General features: G+C 35.1%; 13 protein-coding genes, 3 rRNA genes and 1 pseudogene. 2 read left to right on the top strand and 15 right to left on the bottom strand.

Annotated elements, in window-relative coordinates:
- Positions 1-122 precede the first annotated feature (122 nt).
- From SPLAT_RS01295 to SPLAT_RS01235, 13 genes and pseudogenes are all read right to left on the bottom strand, one after another.
- The gene (locus SPLAT_RS01295) at positions 123-773 is read right to left on the bottom strand and encodes a hypothetical protein (RefSeq protein WP_168105265.1); all 651 of its coding nucleotides are present in this window, start codon (positions 771-773) and stop codon (positions 123-125) included.
- 26 nt (positions 774-799) lie between these two features.
- Entirely contained in the window at positions 800-2158 is a 1359-nt protein-coding gene (locus SPLAT_RS01290; protein WP_168105264.1) for an Mbov_0396 family ICE element transmembrane protein, read from the bottom strand.
- 39 nt (positions 2159-2197) lie between these two features.
- Positions 2198-2512, bottom strand: coding sequence for an Mbov_0395 family pilin-like conjugal transfer protein (locus SPLAT_RS01285; RefSeq protein WP_168105263.1), 315 nt, complete (start codon positions 2510-2512; stop codon positions 2198-2200).
- A 1-nt stretch (position 2513) separates the two neighbouring features.
- Complete coding sequence (locus tag SPLAT_RS01280) at positions 2514-3050, bottom strand: hypothetical protein (protein ID WP_168105262.1); 537 nt, start codon at positions 3048-3050, stop codon at positions 2514-2516.
- Between the two features lie 13 nt (positions 3051-3063).
- Complete coding sequence (locus SPLAT_RS01275) at positions 3064-3348, bottom strand: hypothetical protein (protein ID WP_168105261.1); 285 nt, start codon at positions 3346-3348, stop codon at positions 3064-3066.
- A gap of 166 nt (positions 3349-3514) precedes the next feature.
- Positions 3515-3868: a hypothetical protein gene (locus SPLAT_RS01270; protein WP_168105260.1), complete on the bottom strand. Its 354-nt coding sequence runs from the start codon at positions 3866-3868 to the stop codon at positions 3515-3517.
- 369 nt (positions 3869-4237) lie between these two features.
- Positions 4238-5020, bottom strand: coding sequence for a pyrroline-5-carboxylate reductase family protein (locus tag SPLAT_RS01265; RefSeq protein WP_168105259.1), 783 nt, complete (start codon positions 5018-5020; stop codon positions 4238-4240).
- A 118-nt stretch (positions 5021-5138) separates the two neighbouring features.
- Positions 5139-5245: ribosomal RNA gene (gene rrf / locus SPLAT_RS01260) — 5S ribosomal RNA — on the bottom strand.
- Between the two features lie 95 nt (positions 5246-5340).
- Positions 5341-8271 (bottom strand): 23S ribosomal RNA (locus SPLAT_RS01255).
- A 235-nt stretch (positions 8272-8506) separates the two neighbouring features.
- A 16S ribosomal RNA gene (locus SPLAT_RS01250) occupies positions 8507-10031 on the bottom strand.
- Together the 16S, 23S and 5S rRNA genes form the textbook arrangement of a ribosomal RNA operon.
- A gap of 363 nt (positions 10032-10394) precedes the next feature.
- Positions 10395-10556, bottom strand: a pseudogene (gene rpmF / locus SPLAT_RS03550) (50S ribosomal protein L32); the annotation flags it as partial.
- A gap of 80 nt (positions 10557-10636) precedes the next feature.
- The gene (locus tag SPLAT_RS01240; protein ID WP_168105257.1) at positions 10637-13642 is read right to left on the bottom strand and encodes a DEAD/DEAH box helicase family protein; all 3006 of its coding nucleotides are present in this window, start codon (positions 13640-13642) and stop codon (positions 10637-10639) included.
- A gap of 76 nt (positions 13643-13718) precedes the next feature.
- Entirely contained in the window at positions 13719-14123 is a 405-nt protein-coding gene (locus SPLAT_RS01235; protein WP_168105256.1) for a MerR family transcriptional regulator, read from the bottom strand.
- A gap of 68 nt (positions 14124-14191) precedes the next feature.
- Here SPLAT_RS01235 and SPLAT_RS01230 point away from each other — a divergent pair, with 68 nt between their 5' ends.
- Positions 14192-15178, top strand: coding sequence for an aldo/keto reductase (locus SPLAT_RS01230; protein ID WP_168105255.1), 987 nt, complete (start codon positions 14192-14194; stop codon positions 15176-15178).
- A 17-nt stretch (positions 15179-15195) separates the two neighbouring features.
- A complete protein-coding gene (locus SPLAT_RS01225) occupies positions 15196-16023 on the top strand; it encodes an SDR family oxidoreductase (protein ID WP_168105254.1) in 828 nt (275 codons plus the stop codon).
- 30 nt (positions 16024-16053) lie between these two features.
- On the opposite strand, the gene yihA is transcribed toward SPLAT_RS01225, so the two are convergent.
- Together yihA and lon are read right to left on the bottom strand one after the other, a co-directional pair.
- Positions 16054-16674, bottom strand: a complete 621-nt coding sequence (gene yihA / locus SPLAT_RS01220; protein ID WP_168105253.1) for a ribosome biogenesis GTP-binding protein YihA/YsxC — start codon at positions 16672-16674, stop codon at positions 16054-16056.
- A 278-nt stretch (positions 16675-16952) separates the two neighbouring features.
- Positions 16953-19319, bottom strand: a complete 2367-nt coding sequence (gene lon / locus SPLAT_RS01215; protein WP_168105252.1) for an endopeptidase La — start codon at positions 19317-19319, stop codon at positions 16953-16955.
- Positions 19320-19376: the final 57 nt, after the last annotated feature.

Raw genomic sequence — 19376 nt, 5'->3', positions numbered from 1 at the left:
TTCTTTATTATCTGCCATTTTTATCACCTCCTTTCGTGTGTGCTACTATAGTTTTATGCCTTTAAAATAAAAAAAGGTCTGATTTGCTCAGACCTTTCATATTTAGTATTTAGTTCCTTTAATTATTTTTCTTCCTCTTCTGATGCTTCAAATTCAATTTCTTCTATTTGATTTTTTTTAAACTCTTGATAGGATTTTTTTCTTTTTAATTGGTTTATTTTTAAGTTTTTTTTAGCTAAGATTTCTTTCAATTTAGCAATTTTTCGATCTTTTGCAGCTAAGATATTTTTTTTATCCAACTCAGAAATCTCAATTTGTTCTTTATATCTAGCAATCTTAGCTTTCATGGTTTTAAGTTCTAATTCCAAATCAACATTCTTTTTTTCTTTTTCAGCAAGAATAGTTTCAGTTTTATGCTTATTGTATTGAACAGCTCAAGCATAAGCAACATCTCAACTTTGTTGCAAAGCAGGATTTTTTCTTAACTTTCGTGCTGAAGGTAAGAGATCCATAGTAGAACTAAAATCTGTAAATTTATTATATTCAGTTCTGGTTGGACATTCTTCACCAAAAGCTAAAATCACTTTATAAGCTCATTCTTTTTTAATTTTTCAATAACACTTAGTAAAAAAAATCTCCATGTCATAATCATAATATTCTAAATGTGTTACTTCTTTGACAACAATACCTGCTTGCCATAAAGATTCTTTTAATCGCATTCGATCAACACGATCTCAATTAGTTCCAAACCCTAGCAAAGTAAAAATACTCATTTATTAACCTCCATACAACCCTTTATTTATTTAATTTTATCAGTTTTATCAGATTGAAGGCTTTTTTTATTGCTTTTTATAATTGGATTTAATGTCTTTCCAACACTAACAAATGGCGCTCCTGCTGCTTTTGCTACTCCTTTAGAAAAGTCTCTAACTCCACCTTTGATACCATTTTTAGATTTTCCATCTCTAAAGTTTGAAACTCCAATTGCTGTAGCACCAATTGCTAAACCAGCTAGACCTAAGATACCTGCTCTTGCAGATAAACCTGTGGTTGCATTACGATAACTCGTAAAATTTATTCCCTCTGAACTTGCTTCACCAGACTGATTACTCATGGCACTGGCAAAACTATTGCCTAAAGATCCTGAATGTCTAATCGCACGTTTGCTTCGCGCAAAGCCCATTGCCTTACCTGCCATTTTCCCTGCTCCCATAGCCATCATTCCTCCTGCCATAGTTGAACGCATTGAAGACATACTTTCTCTAATTCCTGCACTTTCGCCAACAAAATGAGCAATCATGTCAGAAGCAGCCATTGTTGCTAAACCACCACCACATAAATATAAAATAATAAACAATGATTTAGTAAAGTTACTTGTCTCTAACCCTGTTAGCCCCGAACTTAATAAAATTTGTGTTACTGAAATAAAGATGTAGTAACTAACTAAAGTTCCTGTTGAAGCTAGAAACTTCGCTCCAACCATATCTTTTCAGCTAAAAGCAGCCTTGCCATCATCAACAACCATGACTATCATCACAATCGGACTAATCACAAATAAAAAGAATAATTCAATAATCTTTTGGATTAAAGTGATTCCAATCATAAAGATAGCAAACAACATAAATCATGTCCCAAACACTTGAGCCATCATATTGTAATCATTAACATTCCCAGGTACTGAAAAATCACCAGGTACATTATTAGCTGTTCCATCTCAAGTTGGATCACCAATATGTCAGAGATATTGAGCAATGTTGCTGTTGTTTCCAAAATGATTAATCACTGTCATTGCTAAACTTTGGATAATAAAGTTAGCAAGGAAAAAGAAAATTGGAATTAGAAACATAAAACCAAATGCCTTGACAGAATTTTGAATTGCTTGCACAAATTTTGCTTTTGTTTCAACTGATTCTTTGAACATTAAGACAATCATTTGAATAGTGAAGACTAAACTAAAAATACATAAAGCCACCACAACAAATCATCAAAATTGTACTGGAATATTATTCCAATTAAATTCTGTTGACGATCCAAATAAAATATCAGTAATTAATCCACCTGTTAAATATTCTAGTACTGTGTTAAATGCTGAAATTAAATTTAATGGTCCTTGAACAAAAATAAACCATGTTAGTTTCAAAATCGCATTTCAAATCATAAATTCATCCCCTTTCTAAGAGAGTTAACCAACTTCACTCTAACTACCACCTAAACTTGGTGTTTCAACCATTTTGATAACAACATTAGCTATTCCTACTACTGCCAAAGTACCAACAATTGCAATAACTGGTCATTTTAAGGCATTTAAATAAACTGCTCTTGAATCTGGTTCATCAGAGTTACGAATCACACTTCATCAAATTCAAATCGCTTTCAGAGCAGCAAATATTATCTCTAAAGCAATCAAAACTGCTAAGGCTGCGTTAACTCAAATTGTCACCTCTTTTGTAACAGCACTAAAGTCAGGTACATCTGCTAAAATAGTTATGACTGATAAAGCAAATTGTGTCATTTTAGTCCTCCTTAAGCGCTAAAAATATCTCTAAAATTAGCTTTGCTACTTGAATATCATTTCTAATTATTTCTAACTCTTTTTCAGTATAGTAATCTGGATACTTTTCTTTTAGTTTCAACTCTTGCTCTAAACTACTAACTCTAGTACTAAAAATAACAATACCTTCTAACACCTGCTCAGCAGTAAACTTTTCATTAAACTCTAACAATAAAATTTGATACTGATAGTCACAAATCTCAGCTTGATAGGCAAAGCGTTGTGCCTTAACTTCATCAAGCGCACTTTGATAGTCCACTTCATCATCGTAACCATCACGATTATCTTTAATTTCTACTAACATTTCATCACAGTCAAGGATATAGTTTTCTGTTTCTTTAATTAATACTTGATAGTATTTGATATTCTGGACAATTGGATCAGGTGGCTTTGATTTGCCATCTTCAGCACTATTCAAAGAATTGCTACAAGCTACAGTTGTCAAACCTGCACTGCTAACTACTAATGCCTGTGCAGCTAAACTTAAAATTTTTTTCATCTCTTTTCCCCCACTAATTTTTGATTTTCCCAACTGAAATTGAACTGTCGTCAATCAGCACTCAACGAATCACTAAATGACTATCGCCACAAAGAAAATAGACATGTCAACGCTGCTCACTAATTTGTTTAGCAGATTGATAAACCAATTTCTTACAACACTTAACAGGTTTAATTTCTTTACAATTACTACAGTTTTGATAGCTATAAGCCGAACAATAATTGTATTGCTTGTTTGCATATAATAACTTTTGATTTTCCACTGGTAGATATTTCTTAATTATTTCGTTAATTGACATAATTTTTCCCCCTAAAATTTATAAATATTTTATTGTCCTTTTAAGACTCTAGCACTTATAAGTGCTGGTATTGCTTATGGTCAGGGTTACCACCCCCAATAATTCACTAATCTACCACGAATTAATGAATCAATTTTTCAATTGCTATTCAATTTTGTCAACTACGCTAATAAATTAAGAAATGATCTTGCTGATTCTCAGTATAGCAATCAACATCATCTTCATTTGCTTTTAAGTCTTGATACAACTGTTCACCAAGAACTAATGTTGTTGCTATCTCTGCTTTTTCGTAGTCAAAGATGATGATTTGATACTCTTTTTTAAAATCCATCTCAACAACCATTAACTCATCAGAACTAATTGCTGATGAAACAACTAAGCGAGACAAGAAGATTCCTGCATCAACATTATCTGCTGGCTCAAGATACTGCTTAGGAGGAATTATTTTGATAAAATAAGGTGTTTCTTTGATGATTCATTTTTTATTGAGAAAAACTTTTTTAATGTTTTGATTTACCATATTGCTTCCTTCTTTCTTTTTTTGATTAGTGCACGATAGTGAATTGAACTAATCCGGAAACAATTTTATTCAGCCGATATAAGAGATAAATTCTAATTCAGGCATAAAAAAACTAGTAGGCAACCTACTAGTTTTTTTACACCTAGCACACTAAATAGTGCTATTGATGTTGACAGTGACAACCTGCGCAGTCACATTGTTCGCAGTGACAAGTACATTGTTCTTCTGAACTATCTTGATTGTCTTGCTCTGAACTTCCTTGCATATTTTCATCCATATTACTGAACCTCCTTATTTAATTCTGCTTTAATTATAACTACAATTTATTTTTAATTGTCAAAATATAATAAACAAGAATAAATAAACAAATTAAGCTAACTCTTGACTTCTTTTTGCTACTGCTGCTATTGCCTCAGATACAACTTGCTTGAGATTGTGTTGATCAAAAACGCTAATTGCTTCAATTGTTGTACCACCAGGAACACTAACTTGCTTTTGCAGTTCTGCTAAACTATCTGAACTATGCTGAATATTTGCTGCTACACCTACTAAAAGTTCAGTAATGATGCTCTTACTGTCTGCTAAACTGATTTTGCTATCCAGAGCCATTTGCATCAATGGTTGCAATCAGTAGTAAAGATAGGCACTAGCGCTACCACAAATAGCAATGAACACATGAATCTTTTCTTCTGGCAAGACGATAGTCTTGCCTAATAAATTAAAAATCTCTTGAGCAGTTTGATTGGCTTCTGGCTTACCTTCTTGCGCGATCATTGTCATCGATTGATTAAACTGACAAGAAGTGTTAGGCATAGCTCTGCTAACTGAAGCATTAGGGAATATTGCTTGCAATTGCTGTAAGTTGACACCTGCTGCAACTGAGATGATGATTTGCTGTTTACTAAATATTGCTGAGAGTTGCTCTTTGTTTTTGCTGATGTCATCTGGTCTTAAAGCCAACAAAACAACCTCACAATCTGCTAAAGTAGCTCAATCCTTGCTAACTTTAAAGTTTTCTTTCTGATAGGCTGCCATACTGCTATCTGAGCCAACAACGATATGAAAGTCTTCTTGCTGATACTTCTTACTAGCTAATAAACCTTTAATGATGGCTCCACCTAAATGACCTGCACCTAAAAAACCAATTTTCATGCTTCTAACTCCTTATACTTTGCTAAATTGTATCATAAAGCCACTCTATTCAAATAAAAAAGACCCTTTCTTTTAAAAAGAAAGGGTCTTCTCGGTCAAGCTGACGCTTGAAATTAAACTTTGGCATTGTGCTATTTTTGCACATAGTGCTATTTTCGCCGCTGATATGCTTAACTTCTGTGTTCGGAATGGGAACAGGTGATCCATATCGCTATGAACACCAAAGAATGAACTTTGTGTTTTATGTAATTATTCTCTAAAAACTAGATGTAGGCATCACAATAAATCGTGATATAAATTTGTTCGCAATAGCGCATTTCTCTAATAAATCCTCGATCTATTAGTATTGGTTAGCTGAACACGTCACCGTGCTTACACACCCAACCTATCAACCTTGTTGTCTTCAAGGGATCTTACTCCTTACGGATGAGAAATCTAATCTTGGAACTGACTTCGCACTTAGATGCTTTCAGTGCTTATTCATGCCCTACATAGCTACCCAGCTGTGCCACTGGCGTGACAACTGGTGCACCAGAGGTAGGTCCATTCCGGTCCTCTCGTACTAGGAACAGCTTTCCTCAAATTTCTTGCGCCCACGACAGATAGGGACCAAACTGTCTCACGACGTTCTGAACCCAGCTCGCGTACCGCTTTAATGGGCGAACAGCCCAACCCTTGGAAGCGACTACACCTCCAGGATGCGATGAGCCGACATCGAGGTGCCAAACCTCCCCGTCTATGTGAACTATTGGGGGAGATAAGCCTGTTATCCCCGGGGTAACTTTTATCCGTTGAGCGACGGCCCTTCCACTCGGGACCGCCGGATCACTAAGCCCAACTTTCGTTTCTGCTCGACGTGTTAGTCTCGCAGTCAAGCACCCTTCTACCTTTGCGCTCTATGTATGATTTCCATTCATACTGAGGGTACCTTTGGGCGCCTCCGTTACTTTTTAGGAGGCGACCGCCCCAGTCAAACTACCCACCAGACACTGTCCTCAGACCAGATCATGGCCTCAAGTTAGAATTTCAGTATAACAAGGGTGGTATCCCAAGGTTGACTCAGTGCCTACTAGCGTCTGCACTTCATCGTCTCCCACCTATCCTGTACAAGTTATACCAAAATTCAATATCAAGTTGTAGTAAAGCTCCACGGGGTCTTTCCGTCTAATCGCGGGTAACCTGCATCTTCACAGGTACTAAAATTTCACCGAGTCTATAGCCGAGACAGCGTCCGGATCGTTACGCCTTTCGTGCGGGTCAGAACTTACCTGACAAGGAATTTCGCTACCTTAGGACCGTTATAGTTACGGCCGCCGTTCACTGGGGCTTCAGTTCAAAGCTTCGCATATAAATATGCTAACAAATCGCTTTAACCTTCCAGCACTGGGCAGGCGTCACCCCCTATACTTCGTCTTACGACTTTGCAGAGAGCTGTGTTTTTGCTAAACAGTCGCCCGGACCTCTTCACTGCGGCTCATATTTCTATGAGCACCCCTTCTCGCTAACTTACGGGGTTATTTTGCAGAGTTCCTTAGCTATAGTTATCTCGCTTGCCTTAGGATATTCTCCTTGACCACATGTGTCTGTTCTCGGTACAGGTACCATAATAATATCTTTAGAAGCTTTTCTTGAAAGCATGGCGTCAGATACTTCGTTACTAGGCGAACCGTTCACTACCCATCGTATTTCAAGGTTAACGCTGTGCGGATTTGCCTACACAACCCTCTTTATACTTAGCCCAGCACTTCCAGTCGTTGGGATATCTTAGCCTTCTTTGTCACTCCATCAGTTATTATGGTAGTACAGGAATATCAACCTGTTGTCCATCGACTACGCCTCTCGGCCTCGCCTTAGGTCCTGACTAACCCTGGGTGGACGAACCTTGCCCAGGAAACCTTGGTCAATCGGCATGAAGGATTCTCACCTTCAATCGTTACTCATGCCGGCATTCTCACTTTTAAGCGCTCCACCAGTCCTTACGGTCTAGCTTCGTTGCTGCTTAAAACGCTCCCCTACCGCCCAAGTGTGTGTAAACACACACTATAGACCCATAGCTTCGGTACAATGCTTAGCCCCGGTACATTTTCCGCGCAAAATCATTCGACTAGTGAGCTGTTACGCACTCTTTAAAGGGTGGCTGCTTCTAAGCCAACCTCCTAGCTGTTTAAACAATTTCACATCGTTTTCCACTTAGCATTGATTTGGGGACCTTAGCTGATGATCTGGGCTGTTTCCCTCACGTCCATGGACCTTATCACCCATAGACTGACTGCTAGACATGAAACAATGGCATTCGCAGTTTAATTGCATTCAGTACCCCGAGGTGGGGCCATCATACATTCAGAGCTTTACCTCCATTGTCCTAATTCTAACGCTAGTCCTAAAACTATATCGGGGAGAACCAGCTATCTCCAGGTTCGATTGGAATTTCACCGCTAGCCACAAGTCATCCACGGTCTTTTCAACGAACGTTGGTTCGGTCCTCCATTAACTATTACATTAACTTCAACCTGCTCATGGCTAGATCACCTGGTTTCGGGTCTACAACTACATACTAAACGCCCTATTAAGGCTCGCTTTCACTACGGCTCCGTGTTTTCCACTTAACCTTGCATGTAATCGTAACTCGCCGGCTCATTCTACAAAAGGCACGCCGTCACCCATTAACGGGCTCCGACTTGTTGTAAGCATATGGTTTCAGAAACTATTTCACTCCCCTTACGGGGGACTTTTCACCTTTCCCTCACGGTACTGGTTCACTATCGGTGATTGGTTAGTATTTAGCCTTACGCAGTGGTCTGCGCAAATTCCGACAAGATTTCTCGTGTCTCGTCGTACTCAGGATACCATCAGAAGATTTGTCAATTTTATATACTGGGCTTTCACCATCTATGGCGTTGCTTCCCAACAACTTCTACTATCGACAAATTTTGTAACTTCTATAATGATGGTCCTATAACCCCACTCTGATGAGTGGTTTGGGCTGGTCCCTTTTCGCTCGCCGCTACTAAGGGAATCGCATTCGCTTTCTTTTCCTCTAGGTACTAAGATGTTTCAATTCTCTAGGTATCACTCTGAATAGCTATGAATTCACTATTCAGTACTATCTGATTAGAGATAGTGGGTTTCCCCATTCGGAAATCTCCGGATCAAAGTTTATTTCCAACTCCCCGAAGCTTATCGCAGGTAATCGCGTCCTTCTTCGTCTTCCAATCCCAAGGCATCCACCATACGCTCTTATTAATTTATTAGAATAATCCTATTGCAAGATAATTTATAAAAAATTTGATTAATTTTGATGTCTACTTATCTAGTTTTTAAAGAACAATTACACTCGAAAACATTTTGTTAAAAATGTTTGAAAATGTGTTTTTTCAGAAATTAAAACAATCTCTGAAAACTAAATAGAACTCGAACTTTAATAATCCGTATTAAATCAAGGTTAAATTTCTATACATTGTTGTCTGTAAAGACAATTCTCCATAGAAAGGAGGTGATCCATCCACATCTTCCGATACAGGTACCTTGTTACGACTTAAGCCCAATTGCCACCACTGCCTTGGGTAGCTCCCTCCTTGCGGTTAGGACACCAACTTCTGGCATTGCCGACTCTCGTGCTTTGACGGGCGGTGTGTACAAGACCCGAGAACGTATTCACCGTGACATTGCTGATTCACGATTACTAGCGATTCCGACTTCATGAAGTCGAGTTTCAGACTTCAATCCGGACTGAGACTGATTTTTTGAGATTAGCTCGATCTCGCGATTTTGCGACTCTTTGTATCAGCCATTGTAGCACGTGTGTAGCCCAGGCCATAAGGGGCATGATGATTTGACGTCATCCCCACCTTCCTCTAGCTTACACTAGCAGTCTCCTTAGAGTCCCCAACTTAATGCTGGCAACTAAGGACAAGGGTTGCGTTCGTTGCTGGACTTAACCAAACATCTCACGACACGAACTGACGACAACCATGCACCACCTGTATCCCTGTTAACCTCCACTATATCTCTATAGCATTGCAAGGTATGTCAAGGCCTGGTAAGGTTCTTCGCGTTGCTTCGAATTAAACCACATGCTCCACCGCTTGTGCGGGTCCCCGTCAATTCCTTTGAGTTTCACTCTTGCGAGCATACTACTCAGGCGGAGTACTTAATGCGTTAGCTACAGCACTGCCTTTTGGCAACACTTAGTACTCATCGTTTACAGCGTGGACTACTAGGGTATCTAATCCTATTTGCTCCCCACGCTTTCGTGCTTCAACGTCAGTAATAGGCCAGCTAGCCGCCTTCGCCACTGGTGTTCCTCCATATATCTACACATTCCACCGCTACACATGGAATTCCACTAGCCTCTCCTATACTCTAGCCTTGCAGTTTCCAAGGCGAATGAGAGTTGAGCTCTCATATTTAACCTCAGACTTACAAAACCGTCTACGCACCCTTTACGCCCAATAAATCCGGATAACGCTTGCCACCTATGTATTACCGCGGCTGCTGGCACATAGTTAGCCGTGGCTTTCTAGGTAAGGTACCGTCATAAGTAGAACCATTTCCTGTCCTACTATTTCTTCCCTTACAACAGACCTTTACAATCCAAAGACCTTCATCAGTCACGCGGCATTGCTCCATCAGGCTTTCGCCCATTGTGAAAAATTCCCTACTGCTGCCTTCCGTAGAAGTTTGGGCCGTGTCTCAGTCCCAATGTGGCCGTTCATCCTCTCAGATCGGCTACGCATCATTGCCTTGGTAGGCCATTACCCTACCAACTAGCTAATGCGCCGCATCCTCATCAAATAGCGAAGCTTGAAAGCTCCTTTCATTCCTAGAAAATCATCCTAGGAACAACATGCGGTATTAGCTGTCGTTTCCAACAGTTATTCCCCACTAAATGGTAGATTAGATACGTGTTACTCACCCGTTCGCCACTAAGTAGTAAACTACTTCGTTCGACTTGCATGTATTAGGCATGCCGCCAGCGTTAATCCTGAGCCAGGATCAAACTCTCATAAAAAAATTTTAATTAAAGTATAATTCTGACTTAATTGACGGATTAATTCTTGTTCTATTTAGTTTTCAAAGATCGTTCTTTTTTTCTTAATTTTGTAACCTTTGTTTTCGGTCACAATAAGAATACTACCTAAAAGCAAAACCATTGTCAACTAAATTAAAGAAAAAAAAGAATTATTTTTTTTCATTGATTTTTAGTCAGTAAAATCAAGCAAAAAGGCATTTTCTTTTTTTAAGAAAATGCCTTTTTTAAATAAATCTATTTTTTAATTTCAGTCTTGTCTTTATCCTTGTTATCAGCAACTGGAGTTGCAACTGACTTAGCTTCAGTTTCTTGTGCTAAAGCTGTAGTCTTTTTACTTGTGGGAATGTTTTCACCTTTATAAGTATGACATTTCATACAAGCATGATGAGGTAAAACTACTGAACCACAATTAGGACAATTAGATGTTGTACGAGAAATTAAAGCGTGATGACTACGACGAGTATTCTTACGCATTTTTGAAGTTCTTCTTGCTGGTACAGCCATATTTATGTTCCTCCTTGAAATTTACATACCAATAAATTATATATGTATTATTTAAAAAATGCCAATATTTTTTCACTTTTTTACTTTTTTTCTTCAATTTTGAACTTAATTGTTAAATATTTATCATTTAAGGTTGCTAAATAACTTCCAACACCCACAAAATTGTAAAGCTTTAGTGATAAATTAGGATAATTCTTGTTAATTTTGTTATCTAGAAACAAAAACTTGGTAATATCTTGTGTTTGTAAATCACGAACTAGTTTACTGCTAATACTTTTATTTTCTGGAACTGATCAATAGAATTCTTGTCTATCAGCATCATATCTTGTTAACTTACCATAATTACTAGCATCAACATCTGCTAGAACAACAGATTTTGTTTGATCATAGGTTAAGTAACCTGCCTGAAATGCAATAACCTTTAATGGTCCTAATTGCTTCAAAAAATTAAGTCTGTTAATTGCTACTAAGGCTTGTCTAACGGTATAAGTAGTATCTTTAATCAATAAAGGATGATGCTCAACTTCACTTTGACTAACTAGTAAAGTTTCATGATTTAATTTATATTCTAAAATCATGATTAGCTCTTTTACGATTAATTCATGATTGCTAATGAAATCTTGCACTAAATCCTCACTAGAACTAGCAAAGTTAGCATCAAATACCTTCATACTAGTCACTTCAGGAAATAAAGACACCACTAATAGGTTGTCATAATAATAGTTAAGCTCAAATTTACTCAAATCATTGGCTAACCGATGATAGAAATAACTAACAATGTGATAGTTATTTAAAAATAAGAATTGTTTTAAGATATTTTTGTTACGACCACTCTGATTTTTAAGGGCAGTGTCTGCATTAAATGAAAGTGCTACTTTAAGATAAAAGTTATCTAGATATTGATAGAATAAAGGCAAACTTAAATCATAATCAGCGATAATCCTTGCTAGTCCTTGCATTTGATACTTTTGATAGTAGTCTCGTACCACTTGATACATTCGCTTCGGTACTTGATATCATGCTTGTAAATTGTTTAAGATAACTTCCTTACTTCTTGCTTCTAAATTAATAGTGCAACCTTCTGGTAGACTGAAGCCTTGCTCAAAGATATCCTTATGCTTTAAAGTTGCTTGATTGTGATACAAATTCTTAATTCCTACTGTAATATCATACTTTTGATCAATATTAGCGATTAAATCATAAACTGATAGCTTATTCTTACTATTTGTCTTTCTTAACCCTCTACCTAATTGCTGTAAGAAGATTGTTTTTGAGTTTGTTGGTCGTAATAAGATAATACTATCAATCTCAGGGACATCCATCCCTTCATTAAACATATTAACAACACATAAATAGTTAATTTTTCGCTTTTTAAAGTCACTAATGATTTTACTACGCAAATGATTAGTCTTGCTTGTTAGATACGCTGCTTTTAAGCCATTTTGATTTAAAAAGTTACTGATAACCTCAGCATGCTCAACATTGATACAAAATACTAATGCTAAGGGCTGATGATAGATTCCGATATAATTCTTAATCACACTAAACAACAATTCATTTCTACCATGATTATTTAGTGCTCGAAAGACTTGTTGATCATTGTTTAAATCCACTCCAACTAAATTACTCTGAATGTCATCAATACAATAGTAATCAAATTTTGATAGTAATCTTTGATCTATTGCATCCCACAACCTTAACTCGTAAGCAAACTCATCATCAAAGTAAGGCAAGATACTTTTATTATCTTCTCGTTCTGGAGTTGCTGTTAGACCAATAACTTCTTCTGGTTGAAAGTAATTAAAGACACGATCAAAGGTTTTTGCAGCAATATGATGTGCTTCATCAAAAACAATCACATCAAATTGATTAACAGAAAAGCGCTTTAAATGTAAGTGCACAGTTTGAATTGTGGCAAATAAGTAACCACTACTAAAGTTATGTTTGCCAACATTTAAAATGCTAGCAAAGTTAGCATCATTCAAGACTTGTCTAAAAGTTGCTAGCGCTTGTTCAACAATCTCTTTTTGATGCGCTAAAAATAAGATTTTTGGTCTTCTGCCATGATTTTGAACTTGCTTTAAATAATCAAATGCACTAACAACAGTCTTGCCAGTACCTGTCGCCATAATGATTAAATGCTTATGCTTATTAATTTTTCTGCGATAAGCTAACTTTTCTAAGATTTCAATTTGAAAATCATACAAAACATAATTAACTAATTGAATATGTTTATCTTGTTGCTTTTGGTCTATTCGTTTGAATAATTCTTTTCTTACTAATTCATCATTAAAATCAAGCAAATTATCCTCTCATAATTTTTGATACTCTTGTTCAACTTTTTGATACAATTCTTGATTATCAAATTGACTAATTCTTAAATTTCATTCTCTACCTGTTGCCATTCCTGGCATTGTTAGATTACTAGACCCAATAACAGCCGAAGAAAACCCCGAATCTCTTTGAAAGATTGCTGCTTTGATATGGATTCTTTCACTTCTCAACTCAGTGTTGTCTTCAATTCTGATTGTGATATTAGGATAAGTCTTAATCAATTGCTCTAATTCATATAAGTTAACAAACAAAGCTTGATCATCAAAAGTAGTAGTAATCAAAGTAATTGGAATGTTATGTTGCAAAGCATGACTAAAAGCATTACGTAACTTATTAATCATTGCTTTAGAAATAAAAGGATAAACAAATGCAACAGCATCACTAGTGATGATTTCTTTATTTAATTGTTCAATTAGATTTTGTTCTTTACTGTTAGTAAATAAGTAGTTGTCAACTAATCTAATGTTACTTTGATAGTTAATATCTTGCTTTGAGTCTTTAATTTGTAACAAAACATCATGACTAAATTGTTGACTACTAAAATTTGCTAGTAAATTATTTAAAAATTTAATTTTATCGCTGACACTATCAATATTTGATAAGTGATTAACGATGATACTACTAAGTTGATTAGTTAAGTAACTATCAATATTATTGATAGTTTTTGCTTCGTTTTTGATGTCTTTAGTTAAATAACTATCACTAATTTCATCTGTTAAGTTTAATAATAAATCATAGTATCCTTTTTTCATGTTATTAAACCCTTATTCCATTGATTAAGATAAGTATAAAATAAAAAATCTCTTAATCAAGAGATTTCTATTCTTTTTAATTTGAATATGAATATGGATGATCTTTAATCCCTATTTCTTTATTAACTAATTTTTGATAGTATTCCTCTTTATATTTCAGAAAATCTAATTCATTTTGTAACTCAGCAATTTTTGCTTGAACAATTTCTTGTTGCTGGATAATCATTAAGTGTCGTTCTGATACCGTACTTTGACCTTTAGTACATAAATCAAGATATTTTTTGATATCTTTTAGTGACATTCCTGTCTTTTTTAAGCAAACAATCACTTCCACTCATGATAAATCAACTTCATTCAAATAACGATAGCCATTGCTATCTCTTTTCAAGAATGGCATCAAACCTTGCTCATGATAGTATCTAATTGTTGCACCACTAATGGCAAACTTCTTTATAAGATCATTTAAATATAATTTTTTCATTTTTTTTAACTATTCTCCTTGCCTTAAAGTAACTTTAATCTTTTACAATTATAACAGAGGTGATAAAAATGAAAACAAGAACATTAGGTAAAGAATTAATTGTTTCAGAGATTGGGTTAGGATGTATGGGATTAAGTATGAGTTTTCCTCCATTTCCTTCAAAAGAAGAAGCAGTAACATTCTTAAGCGAAGCATATCAAAAAGGGGTTACTTTTTTTGACACAGCAGAAATTTATGGACCATTTAATAATGAAGAAATTGTTGGTGAAGCTTTAAAATCATTTAGAGATAAAGTTATCATTGCAACAAAATTTGGTTTCAAATATGATGGCAACAAAGTTGTTGGTTTAGATAGCAGTGAAACAAATATTCGTCGTGCCATTGAAGGATCACTAAAAAGACTGCAAACTGATTATATTGATTTGTACTATCAACATCGAGTAGATCCAAATACACCAATTGAAGAAGTTGCCAAAGTAGTCAAACAATTAATGACAGAAGGAAAAGTACGCTACTGAGGTCTAAGTGAAGCTTCACCAAAAACAATTCGTAAAGCTCATGCTGTTTGTCCAGTAACTGCACTACAAAGTGAGTACTCAATGTTTTGAAGAGACCCTGAAAAAGAAATCATTCCTACACTTGAAGAATTAGGTATTGGCTTTGTTCCTTTTAGTCCTTTAGGTAAGGGATTCCTAACAGGAACTGTCAAGCCAGGTCAAATATTTGGTGAAGGAGACTTCAGAAACACAATCCCAAGATTCAACACTCCCGAATATGTCGAAAAGAATATGAAACTTGTTGAGTATGTCAAAGAACTTGCAGCAACTAAACAATCAAGCCCAGCTGCAATTGCAATTGCTTGAATTCTTGCCCAAAAGCCATGATTTGTTCCAATTCCTGGTACTAAAAAGATAAGTCGTTTAGAAGAGAATCTATCAGCTGCTGAGATAAAATTTAGTGAAGCAGAGCTTGCTGAAATCAAAAAACATTTAGATGCCATTGAAATTGTTGGTCATCGATATAGCGAAGCTTCAGAAAAACAAATTGATAAATAAACAATAGGAGATAAGATATGACAAACAAAGTATGATTCATCACTGGAGCTAGTAAAGGCTTCGGAAGAATTTTAGTTAATAAACTATTAAAACGTGGCGATAAAGTTGCTGCAACAAGCAGATCAATAGAAAGTTTTGCTGACATCAAAGATAGCAATTTTTTAGCCTTAGAAGTTAAGAATTTAGCTGACGAACAAACAGTCAAGCAAGCAGTTGAAAAAACAATTGAAACATTTGGTGCAATCAACATCTTAGTAAATAATGCTGGCTATGGCTTATTAGGAGCTTTTGAAGAGATATCTGATGCTGAAATGCGAACAGAATTTGATGTTAATGTCTTTGGTACATTCAACACAATCAGAAATATCCTACCATTTATGAGAAAACAAAAATCTGGTCAGATAATTAATATTTCTTCAATTGCTGGGTTTGTTGGTTACGAAAACTGAACAGCATACAACGCAAGTAAATTTGCTGTTGTTGGATTTAGCGATTCGCTAAAACATGAATTAAAACCATTAAATATTAGAGTGCTATGTGTCATGCCTGGACCATTCAACACTGACTTTTTAAATAACAATTCACTAAAAGTTTCTGATCAAAGAATTTCTGACTATAAAACTAATGCTGTCCATTCTGCTTGAGATGAAATGAACCACAAGCAAGAAGGTGACCCAGACAAAGCAATGGATGCCTTAATTAAATTAGTTGATGAAAATAACATCAATATTGATCAAGCCTTTTTTGGGAAATGAGCCTATCAAGGAGCAAAAGAACAAATCAAAAATATTGAAAATCAAATGAATGAAATTTCTTCCCTAGTTGAACATTTAGAATACAACTAACAAAAAAGTACATCTTACGATGTACTTTTTTTATTGTTGTGCTTTTCAAATTTCAGCTTCTTTTGTTAGCGTCTTATCAAAAATTTCTAACACCTCTTCAAGACCAATTTTCTTGACACTAGAAAATAAAATTACTTCTGTGCTAATTGGTAGATTTAAAGTTGTTAGCAGTAACTTCTTTTGTTTGATATATTGATTCTTGCTCACCTTATCAACCTTTGTTGCTACTAAGTAAATCTTATGTTTCATATATTGCAAATATTCCAACATCAAAACATCATCTTTTGTTGGCTGGTGACGAAAATCTAATAGTAAAAAGATTGCTTTTAAATTCTTTCTTGTTGCTAGATATTCTTCCATCATGTCAGCAAATTGTTCTTTTTTACTACGATTCACCTTAGCAAATCCATATCCTGGCACGTCAACAAAACGAAACTGATTATTGTTGATATTAAAGAAATTTAAAATTTGTGTCTTTCCTGGTGTTTGAGAAGTTCTAGCTAAATTCTTTTGGTTAACTAAAGTGTTGATAAAGCTAGACTTACCAACATTACTACGACCAACAAAACAAAACTCAATAATTTGATCTTTTGGTCACTGACTTTCTTCTACTGCACTAGTCAGAAATTGTGCTTGTTTGATTGCTAACATTTTATCCTCACTACTTCTTCTTTATTTAATTATATTACAACTTTTAATCTTTAAAATTTTAATTAATAATGTTACAATATAAATGTAAAGAAGGAGTAAGCCTTCGCATTCCCAACCCTGGCTGTTGGGCTTTTTATTACCTTTTTTCAAATTGGATATTTGCTCTTAAAAACCTAATTAAACTAAAATCTCTAACCTAATTCTAACATTAAACCATACAAAAAAAGACCTTTAAATAAGGTCTTTTTTCATATTTTTATATGCTAATTTTACACTTGCTAAAATGCTTCTGGTTGAGCTTCATCTTGCTTAACTCTTACTTTGTTTTGCTTGAAGATGATATCGTAAACTTCACGATAGAACTCAACAGGAAGAATCTTTAATTTCTTCTTTACTTCTTCAGGAATGTCATCTAAATCCTTTAAGTTTTGCTTAGGAATTAAGATTGTTTTCAAACCACTTCGATTAGCAGAGATTGATTTTTCTCTTAGACCACCAATTGGTAGCACATGACCACGAAGCGTAATTTCTCCTGTCATCCCAATATCTTTTGATACTGGCTTATGAGATAGAGCAGAGATGATTGCTGTTGTTAGTGTGATTCCTGCACTTGGTCCATCTTTTGGAACTGCACCTTCGGGAACATGGATGTGGATGTCATTTGTTGCGAAAACAGAAGGATCAATCTCAAATAAACCACTATTTGCTTTGATGTAATCTAGAGCAATAGTTGCTGATTCTTTCATCACATCTCCTAATTTACCTGTTAGCACTAAGTTACCTTTTCCTTTAAAGAAGTTAACTTCAATCGGTAGGATATCTCCACCAAATTGAGTGTAAGCTAACCCAGTAACAACACCAACTTGTGATGCTTCTTCTTTTTTAGTGTAGTCAAAGATTTGTTTTCCTAAATAGTCCTTCACATTTTCACTTGTTAGTTCTAACTTAGAAATTTGTTTGTTTAGATACTGAACAATGAATTTACGAGAAATCTTATTTAGTAAACGTTCTACTTGACGCACACCAGATTCACGAGTGTAGTATTTAATAATTTCTTCAATTGCATCAGTTTTATATTTAATTAATTTATTATTTAATCCTGTGATCTCGTTCACTCTTGGAATTAGATATTGCTTAGCAATTTCTACTTTTTCTAACTCTGTGTAAGAAGATAATTCAATGATTTCCATACGATCTTTTAATGGTTCAGGAATCCCTTCAATATAGTTAGCAGTCGCAATGAACATTACTTTTGATAGATCATAGTTTTCTTCAATGTAGTGATCTGAGAAGTTAGCATTTTGCTCAGGATCTAGCACTTCTAACATCGCACTAGAAGGGTCACCACGATAGTCTGATGCCATCTTATCAATCTCATCTAATAAGAAGACTGGATTGATAACTTTAGCTTTCTTCATACCTTGAATAATTCTTCCTGGCATCGCACCAATATATGTTTTTCTATGGCCACGAATTTCTGACTCATCTTTCACTCCACCAAGTGAAACCTTCACAAAAGAACGATCCATTGCTTCAGCAATTGATTTTGCTAACGAAGTCTTTCCAACCCCTGGAGGCCCAACTAAACAAATAATTTGGCCTGGTAGGGCTTTAGACATTTTTTGGACAGCTAAGTACTCAACAATTCTTTCCTTAACTTTATTTAATCCATAATGATACTTATCAAGAATTGCTTGAACACGCTTTAAATCATAATTTTCTTCACTATCTTTTTGATATCATGGAATATTCATCATTCAATCAATGTAAGTACGTAAAATGTTAGCTTCACTTGAAGCTTGTGGCATTTCATCACAACGAGCAATCTCTTCTCTAATACGTTCTTTAATATTTTCTGGGAACGGTTCAGTTTCAAGACGTTCTAGATAACGATTAAGTTCATTTGACTTACCATCAATCTCACCTAACTCTTCTTTAATTGCTCTTAGTTTTTCTCTTAGATAGTATTCTTTTTGTTGTTCATCAATACGATCTTTGATTTTATTTGTTAGTTCTTTTTCAATAATACCAGCTTGTTTTTGTCCACTGATATCTTTAACTAATAAATCTAAACGCTTCTTAACATTAGGTTCAGATAACAATGCTTGACGCTTTTCAATTGTTAGATAAGGTAGGAATTGAGCCATCTTATCTATGATCTCAGTTGCTTCCATCCCATCAGTAATTTGACTAATTACTCCTTGTGGAATTGAACCATGAACATCTAAAATGTATTGTAGATTGTTCACAATTGATTGAATTAATTCTTCTTCATCTTCTTTATTGATTGCTTCTTTTTCAATAATTTCTGCATCACCAGAGTAGAAAGTCTTTTCTTTTAAGTTAGTAACTTTTACTCTTTCTTTACCTTGAAAAACTACTGTTAGTGTATCATCAGGAAAAACTTTTTTAATTGTAACATCACATAAAGTTCCAACATGATAAATATCACTAGATTTTGGATTTTCAGTTTTTGGATCTTTTTGTGATAATAAGATCATTTGAGAATTTCCATTTTGCTTTGCTTCATTGATAGCAGCAATTGACTTTGCTCTACCAACTTCTAGTTCTACTTCAACATTTGGAAAAACAAAATTTCCTAATGTTACAAGAACTGGAATATCAGTAAGTTTTTTTTCTTTCATACTTTCACCTCAAGATTATTGTTTTAATTTAATCATCATAATTTATTGATATAAATT

Origin of the sequence: Spiroplasma platyhelix PALS-1, assembly GCF_021496725.1 — a bacterium.
Lineage (GTDB): Bacteria > Bacillota_I > Bacilli_A > Mycoplasmatales > VBWQ01 > Spiroplasma_D > Spiroplasma_D platyhelix.
This window is presented reverse-complemented; position numbering and strand designations above follow the sequence as displayed.